Consider the following 8159-nt stretch of genomic DNA (forward strand, 5'->3'; position numbering starts at 1 on the left):
CCCCAGTGGCGCATCTCGGTCAACCTGTCCGCGGCCCAGCTGAAGAGCGGCGACATCCTTGGTACCGTGCGGGCAGCCCTCGCGGAGAGCGGGCTGCCGGGCGAGCGGTTGGAGCTGGAGATCGCTGAGACCATGCTGCTGAACAGCGGCGCCGAGACGGCGGCGAGCCTCAAGCGCCTGCGCGAACTCGGCGTTTCGATCAGCCTGGACGACTTTGGCACGGGCTACGCCTCGCTCAACTATCTCCGTGAATTCCCCTTTGACAAAATCAAGATCGACCGCTCTTTCATCCGGGAGCTGCCAACGGACTCGGCTTCGGCTGCAATCGTCCACTCCATAATCCATCTCGGCCAAGCGCTCGGCGCCATCACCACCGCGGAAGGGATCGAGACGGAGGCCCAGCTGGCGCGGGTGTTGTCCGAAGGGTGCGGCGAAGCCCAGGGATTCCTATTTGGCAGGCCTTGCGGCCTGAATGAGATGCGAAGCCGATACCAATCACAAGCGGCCGCGCTGCTGTCCGTCGGTTGAGCGCCTATCCGGCCAGCATCCAGTTACAACTTGCTGGGCTATAAGGCGTGCGCGTCGTGCGGCAGTCAGGTCCTGAGCGTCATGCTGCCATTTGGACGCACGTCTCATGCCGACACAGACGGAAGTGGCCGTAGAGCATGGTGTAGGATGACAGGAACCGCTGGGCCTGCTCACGCAGCGCCAAATGACGACAAATCGTACTGATGATAGCAGGGCGCCACAACCGATGATCGTGTGATGGTCAACGTTCCTCCTCGCCATCGCTGCCGAAGCGCAGGCGCTCCTGGCGACCTTCCGTGTTTGACGGGCTGAGCTGGCACGCGAGCGCCTCGTGCACAGCGGCGACCAGACCAGAGAGATCGTATGGCTTGCCGAACAGCTTGTCCCCTGGCCGGAAGGCGCCTGATTGTCCCGCGAGCCATGACGCATTGCCGGTGGCATAGATGACGGTCACCCTTGGAAGCTGACGTCGCATCTCCGCGGCAAGCGCCACGCCAACCATGCCAAGGCCGAGGTTCAGGTCAGTCACTACCACGGACGGCTTCACTCGACCCGCGCTGTTGAGCAAAACCAGCGCCGCCTCCGCCGTGCTCGCGCCCGAGACCTCCAGACCTGCTGCCTCGAACTCCTCGAGCAGCATCATAAGCAGCAGCGGCTCGTCCTCGACGATGAGTATGGTCACGGATCAGGGCCCAATCGGCGATCTCCCGTAGCTCCGGCGTTTGTCAGATGGGCACGCCTCGGAAATTGCAACTGGCCAGAGATGATAGGCAGAGGTGAATATCGTTGTCAGACTTGCAGCATGCAGTTCAGTTGAACGTGTCGCGGTGTTGTGATGGCGGCTGTGCCGGGGCAGCAGGGGTGGGATGATGGTGAGCGAGGATGAGGGCATCCCTGATCAGGGCCAGACGAATCAGAGTTTCAACTGGCAAGCTGCGCTGGAACAACTTGATGATCTGAGCCCTGCTGCGATCGACGTGCTACCGTTCGGCGTGATCCAGCTCGATGGCGCGGGCAAGGTGGTGCTCTACAGCGCCGCCGAGAGCCGCTTCTCAGGTCGCGCGGTCGATGCGGTGGTTGGACGTGATTTCTTCCACGACGTCGCTCCCTGCACGGATCTGCCCGCCTTCCACGGCCGCTTTCTCGAGGGTGTCCGCCGCGGCACGCTGGATGAGCGCTTCAACTTCACCTTTGGCTTCGAGCCCAGGCCGGTGCGCGTCGAGGTGCGCCTGCGGCGCGCCCGCGAGCCGGACCGTTATTGGATTGCGGTCCGTGCACTCGGGACGCTCGCGCCCAGCCGGCACCGGCTAGCAGAGGACGCGGCTAGTGATGCCGTTACCCGACGGGTCAAGGCAGAGCCGGTTGATCCATCTTCATGCGAGCGCGAACCAATCCACCTCGCCGGCGCCGTGCAGCCCCACGCCATGATGTTGGCCTGCGATCCGACCACGCCGAACCTTGTGGTGCGGGCATGCAGCGACAATGTTTCGGAAACTTTGAGAGAGGGCTCACCGGCCGGCATCATCGGACGTTCCCTTGCCGAGTTCCTCCCGGATAACATTGTGACAGCCATACGGGGTTCGCTCGCCCATGGCACCCTCGCCGACCCGGCACGGCCGCTTCGGATGATTATGAAGCAGGGCACTGGCGCGGTTTCGTTCCTTGTTTTGGTTCACCTGCATGACGGCAGGCTCGTGCTGGAACTGGAGCGGCTTCCCGAGCGCCCCGAGGATTTCCGCGGTGCAACCGCAATGCAGGTGCAGGATGCCGTCGCTCGCTTGCGCACGGCGGATACCCTCGCGGACACGGCCACAACCGCTGCGCACGAGGTGCAGATCATCACAGGCTTTGAGCGGGTTCTCGTGTACCGCTTCGACGCCGATTGGAATGGCGAAGCGGTGGCGGAGGCCAAGGTGCCGGATTGGGAGCATTCGCTCCTAGGGCTGCGCTTCCCCGCCTCCGACATCCCGGCGCAAGCCCGAGCTCTCTACGCCCGTGCACCGGCCCGTTTCGTGGTGGACCGTGATGCCGTACCTGCGGCGGTTGTCACGACGTCGCAGAAAGCCAATGAAGCTGTCGACCTCAGCTTTGCTCAGTCTCGCGCCCTGTCACCGGTGCACCTGGAGTACCAGCGCAACCTCGGTGTGAACGGCTCGATGTCGCTCTCGATTTTGGTCGAAGGTCGGCTCTGGGGTCTTCTCATCGGTCATCACCGGAAGCCACACTACGTGACGCCGGACACCCGGGCACTCGCCAGCATCGTCACTGACGCCTTCGCGTTGCGTGTCCACGAGCTCGAGAGCATGCGCCTGTGGCATGACCAGCAGGCCTCGTTGAGGGCGCGGAACACACTCCTGGCACGGATGGCTGCATCGGATGACTTTGTCACGGCGCTGACGGCCGGCAATCAACAGGACGGCACGACCCTCCGTGACGTCTTCGCTGCGAACGGGGCAGCAGTGGTTGGCCACGGTCTGGTCGAGACAGTGGGTGTTACCCCGCCGCTCACTGCCCTCCTCGCCATGTTCGAATGGTTGCGCCGCGATCTGCCAGCAGGACAGCAGGTTTTTGCCACCGACCGGCTGTCCGGCCACTATGCCCCGGCGGAGGCTTGGCAGGTAGAGGCGAGCGGGTTGCTCGCCGTGTTCATCGACGAGGACAAGGCTGGGGCGGGACGAGACCACCTGTTGCTCTGGTTTCGCCCGGAGACAGCTTCGACTGTGGTGTGGGGGGGTGACCCGACCAAGCCGGTGCTGGCCGATACTGCGACGCGTACCGTGCTGCCGCGACGTTCATTTGAGCGGTGGGTCGAGGAGCGCCGCGGCTATGCCGAGCCCTGGGCAGCGTGGCAGGTCGGAACCGCTGCGGCGCTGGCGAGTGTCATTGCAGGCGTCATCCTGCGCCAGGGCAGGCGCATTGCGGAATTGACGGTCAAGCAGCACGAGCTGACCCGGGCTCTGGACCAGAAGGAGGTACTGGCGCGCGAGGTCGATCACAGGGTCAAAAACTCGCTGCAGATCGTGGCGGGGGTCATGCTGATGCAGTCGCGCGGGGTAATGGATCCGCAGGCGAAGGCGGCCTTCCAGGACACCTACGCGCGGGTCATGAGTGTGGCCCGGGTACATGACAGTTTGCAGCAATCAGACGACGTGGAAAGCGTAGATTTGGGAGAAACCTTGCGCCGACTTTGTGAGGATCTCGCCGCAAGCATGACAGGCGCAGAGCAGCGGCTCGACATCAGCGCTGAGCCGGGCCTGATGGTCTCTAGCCAGACAGCCGTGGCCTTGTCGCTCGTGGCGACCGAACTCGTCACCAACGCTCTGAAGTATGCCTATGCACCGGGCGAGCCGGGCCGGGTGGAGGTGAGCGTGAATGCTCGGCCCACGGGTGGGATCGTGCTGCGGGTATGCGACTTCGGAAGAGGGTTGTCGCCCGACTGGGCCAGTCGGCCGCAACGGAGCGGGGGCGGGCTAGGCATGCGGGTGATCCGGGCCATGCTCGATCGGATTGGCGCCGAGATGCAGGTCGAGGACGCCCGCAGGCCTGGGACCTGTTTCAAGGTGCAGGCCTAGACTGATTTGCAGTGGCGCCGCTTGCCACCAGGCCGGGACCCGCCCGCCAAGTTGCCCTCAACTTGGCGGTGCCATGCGGGCATTCGACACTCCCCTCCTTAGCGCGCACTGACCCAGCGTCAGGCCGCCTTGGCTTTCGACATGAAGGCGGCCACCTCGGCAGAGAGCCGATCGGACTGCCCGGCCAGGTCGATCGCCGCGTCCAGCACGCCGCCCGCCGAGCCGCCCGTCTCTCCCGCCGCTGCGCGCACGTACCCCATGTTCTCGTCCACTGCGCGGCTGCCCTCGGCCGAGTGTTGCACTGTGCGCGCGATCTCCGCCGTCGCCGCCCGCTGCTCTTCCACCGCCGCCGCGATCGCGCCGGCTGCCTCGTTCACTTCCTGGATTGTCGTCCCGATCAGCTCGATTGCGCCCACCGCCGCCGCCGAGGCCTGCCGCATCGCCTCGACCTGCTGGCCCACTTCTGCCGTCGCGCGCGCCGTCTGTTCGGCCAGCTGCTTTACCTCCGCGGCCACCACCGTGAAGCCCTTGCCCTGCTCGCCCGCCCGCGCCGCCTCGATCGTCGCGTTCAGCGCCAGCAGGTTGGTCTGCTGAGCCACCTGCGCGATCAGGTCCACCACCTTACCGACCTCCTGCGCCGCTGCCGCCAGCCCCGCCACGCCCCCGCTCGCGCGCCCGGCTTCCTCGACAGCGCGTCCGGCGACCCGCGTCGCGTTCGTCGCCTGCCGCCCGATTTCAGCCACCGAGGCCGACAGCTGCTCGGTCGCTGCGGCAACCGTTTGCGCCCCGGCCGACACCTGCCGCGTCGCCGCCGCGGACGCCTCAGCCCGCCGATTGGTCTCGCCGGCGGTGCGTACCATGGCCTCCGCACTGCCCCGCATGGCCGTCGCGGCACCGGAGACATGCGCCACCACCTCGCCCACCCCGCGCTCGAACGCGACGGCGAAGGTGTGGAACTCCAGCGCCCGCGCCTCCATCGCCGCTGCCCCGGTATTGATGTCCTGCGCGGCATTACGGAACGCACCCGGCAGCCCGCGCAGCAGCACCTTGCGGTGGTAGCGCCCCTCGCTGGCCGCCCGCATCGCGCCGCCGGCCTCGCGCGTGAAGGCGTCGACCAGATCCAGCAGCCGGTTCACCGACCGCTGCGCCACGCCGACGGCCCCGGGCACCGGCTCAGCGAGCACGCGCGCCTCCAGGTCGCCCCGGGCTACAGCCTCGCAGACCGCGGCCACGCGCGCCGCCGCGGCCTCGCGCCGGCGCAGCGCGACCAGCGCCGCGCCGCACAGCGCCGTGGCGGCCAGCCCGGCCAGCGCCATGATCGGCTCGCCTGAGAGGACGGAGCCGGTGGCCTGGGCGGCGCTGAGGACGGCCGCACCTGCGAGCCAGAGGACGGGGTTAAAGAGAGAAGACGAAGCGCTCATAGTCGGTCCCGCTGTCTCGAAGGAAGCCGTGCAGTTCGTCGGCGCCGCGGCGCTGGCCAGTCTTGCGGTCGGGCGCGGCCGCCTCGGCGCGGAGCAGGCGGTCATAGACGGGCTTGATGCGCGCGATCTGGGCGGGGTCTGGGCGGCGGCTGGAGTGGTAGCCGACCACGTTGCCGTGGGCGTCGCGGCTCGGCGTGGCGTGGGCGAAGACCCAGTAGTGGTCCCCGTCGGAGGCGAGATTGACGACGTAGCCGAAGAACTCACCGCCGTCGCGCAGGGTCTGCCATAGCAGTTCGAAGACGCAGCGGGGCATTTCGGGGTGGCGGACAAGGCTGTGCGGGCGCCCGAGCACGTCGCGGGCGCGGTACTTGGAGACGCGCAGGAAGACGTCGTTGGCGTAAGTGAGGCGGCCCTGGAGGTCGGTCTTGGTGACGATGATCTCGTCCTCGCCGAACGGGCTCTCGCGGCCGCTCGGGGTGATGCTGGTCCTGGACATGTGCAGCTTTTCGGCGAGGGTTGCGGCGGCAGTCATGGCCCCGTCGCTGCACTCTAGCCCACTGCGAAAAATTAACAACGAAAACTCGCTAAGTCGCGAGTCTCCTTGAAACCGTGTGCATCGGGTGACGTTGCCTCCAACGCGCCGAAGAGGTTGGTACGACCAGTGCTCGGCCTGCCAGCTTTCAGGTTATGCGAAAATCATACCCCAGCTACAGCCACCGCCGGCCAGCTCGCCTGCAGCTAAGCCCCCATTCTGACCATGTCTGGGGCCGCTGCTCCACCAGCGATAAACGTCAGCACCAAGCCGACCACCTCTTCGGGTAGGTGGGGATCGGGTGTTGTGCGGGCGCAGGGCCTACCTGGAACACCTCGGCCCCGGCGAACACGGAGGAGGGTCGCTCCCGAGGCATCGGGCAGCCTCAATGCTGTCCAAATTTATTCAATTAAAGGTAGAATTATCATGCAAATCGCTTTGGTTTCAAGTTAGATGGCTGCTCCTACCCCTGCTGCGCAGCGGGTACTCCAAGCCCTCGCGGAGACCGACCTCATGTCCAGCTTGGCCGCCTTCGACGCGGAGCAGCGCAAGCGGCTGACCGCCTTCCACCTCACGGAGGCGGACTTGGCATTGCTGCGCGCGCAGGCCGGCTTCACCGAAACCCGGCTACCGCGCCTGATCGAGGAGCTCCACGGTGCCTTTGCCGGCTGGCCCGAGATCCAGGCCGCGCTGATGGACCCCGAAGTACACCGGGCGCGCGTCTCCCACTGGTGCCGCGTCGCTGCGGGCCAGCTCGGTGAGGGCTTCCTGGAGTCGGCAAAGCGCCTCGCCGAGGCCCTCTACGCACACGGCGTGCCCGCCTACGCCTTCGCCCTCTGCCATGCCACGGTCAGCCAGGCCATCCTCCGCGAGCTCGGCTCCGACCACACCGGGACCCGCCTCCTGGGTCGTGGCAAGGACGCCTCGCGCGCTGCCCTGCGCGCCGCGGTCAACCGGGTCGCCTGGCTCGACCTGGAGGTGCTGCTCGAGACCTACGCCACCGCCGAGCGCGAGAGTCGCAGGCGCGTGCTGGGCAAGCTTGCGGCCGCCTTCGAGGCCGAGGTGCGCGGCGTTGTCGAGGGCGTGGCAGGCTCGGCGCGCGAGTTAGAGGGGACAGCGGCGGCAATGAGCGCGGCGGCGGGTCGCACCTCCGCGGGCTCGGCGGCGGCGGCGGCGGCGAGCGGCGAGGCGAACGCGGGCGTACAGATGGTGGCGGCGGCGGCCGAGGAGCTGTCGGCCTCGGTGGCCGAGATCACGCGGCGGGTGACCCAGTCCGCTGACACCGCCCAGCGCGCGGCAGCTGATGCGCAGCGGACCGATGCGGTGGTACGCGAGCTGGCCGAGGGTGCCGGGCGGATCGGCGAGGTCGTGCGGCTGATCAGCAGCATCGCCGGGCAGACCAACCTGCTCGCGCTCAACGCCACGATCGAGGCGGCACGGGCCGGCGAGGCGGGCAAGGGCTTCGCGGTGGTGGCCTCGGAGGTGAAGAGCCTGGCCACCCAGACCGCCCAGGCCACCGACGAGATTGCCGCCCAGGTCGGGGCAATCCAGGCCGCGACGCAACAAGCAGTGCAGGCGATCCAGGGTATCACCGGGACCATCGGCGGGATGAACGAGATCGCCTCCGGCATCGCCGCTGCGGTACAGGAGCAGGGTGCGGCTACCGCTGAGATCGCCCGCAGTGCGCAGCAGGCCGCGGCGGGCAACGAGCGTGTCGACGGGCTGATGGGCGGCATCCGCCAGACCGCGGCCGAGGCGACGGGTGTGGCGAGCCAGCTCGCCGGTGCCTCGGCCGGCCTGGCCACCCAGTCCACCGCTCTCGACGGTGCCGTCGAGGGCTTCCTCAGGCAGCTGCGAACTGCCGCCTGAGGCACCTCAGGCCGGCGGATCCGAGGGCGAGGGAGATCCGGGCGGAGGCCAATCCCGACCGACCCCAGCGACATCGCCGTGGATGACGTCGTTCTGACCGAGCAGGGCGTGGGCGCTGTCGCGCATGATTTTGAGATACTCCCGCCGCTGCCTTGGGGTTCGCCGGCAAGGAGCAAGCCGCCCAAGCCGATGATTGCCCGCAGGGGGTGCGGAACTTACGGCCTATGGAGGCGACGC

Annotated in this window: 6 protein-coding genes; 3 read left to right on the forward strand and 3 right to left on the reverse strand. The window is 67.4% G+C overall.

What is annotated here, in order from left to right:
• Positions 1–528 (forward strand): EAL domain-containing protein (locus Q7A36_RS36800; protein WP_305108772.1); only part of this gene is annotated, 528 nt, incomplete at its 5' end.
• A gap of 241 nt (positions 529–769) precedes the next feature.
• On the opposite strand, the gene Q7A36_RS36805 is transcribed toward Q7A36_RS36800, so the two are convergent.
• Complete coding sequence (locus Q7A36_RS36805; RefSeq protein ID WP_305108773.1) at positions 770–1210, reverse strand: response regulator; 441 nt, start codon at positions 1208–1210, stop codon at positions 770–772.
• Positions 1211–1394: 184 nt separating this feature from the next.
• On the opposite strand from Q7A36_RS36805, the gene Q7A36_RS36810 reads away from it, so the two are divergent.
• Positions 1395–4100: a histidine kinase dimerization/phosphoacceptor domain -containing protein gene (locus Q7A36_RS36810; protein ID WP_305108774.1), complete on the forward strand. Its 2706-nt coding sequence runs from the start codon at positions 1395–1397 to the stop codon at positions 4098–4100.
• Positions 4101–4219: 119 nt separating this feature from the next.
• Here Q7A36_RS36810 and Q7A36_RS36815 read toward each other — a convergent pair whose 3' ends face one another.
• Complete coding sequence (locus tag Q7A36_RS36815) at positions 4220–5416, reverse strand: methyl-accepting chemotaxis protein (RefSeq protein WP_305108775.1); 1197 nt, start codon at positions 5414–5416, stop codon at positions 4220–4222.
• A gap of 79 nt (positions 5417–5495) precedes the next feature.
• Positions 5496–6053: a PAS domain-containing protein gene (locus tag Q7A36_RS36820; RefSeq protein ID WP_305108776.1), complete on the reverse strand. Its 558-nt coding sequence runs from the start codon at positions 6051–6053 to the stop codon at positions 5496–5498.
• Between the two features lie 513 nt (positions 6054–6566).
• Between Q7A36_RS36820 and Q7A36_RS36825 the strand changes: the two genes are divergently transcribed.
• A complete protein-coding gene (locus tag Q7A36_RS36825; protein WP_305108777.1) occupies positions 6567–7922 on the forward strand; it encodes a globin-coupled sensor protein in 1356 nt (451 codons plus the stop codon).
• The last annotated feature ends 237 nt before the right edge of the window (positions 7923–8159 follow it).

It is taken from the genome of Paracraurococcus lichenis (genome assembly GCF_030657435.1).
GTDB lineage: Bacteria > Pseudomonadota > Alphaproteobacteria > Acetobacterales > Acetobacteraceae > Paracraurococcus > Paracraurococcus lichenis.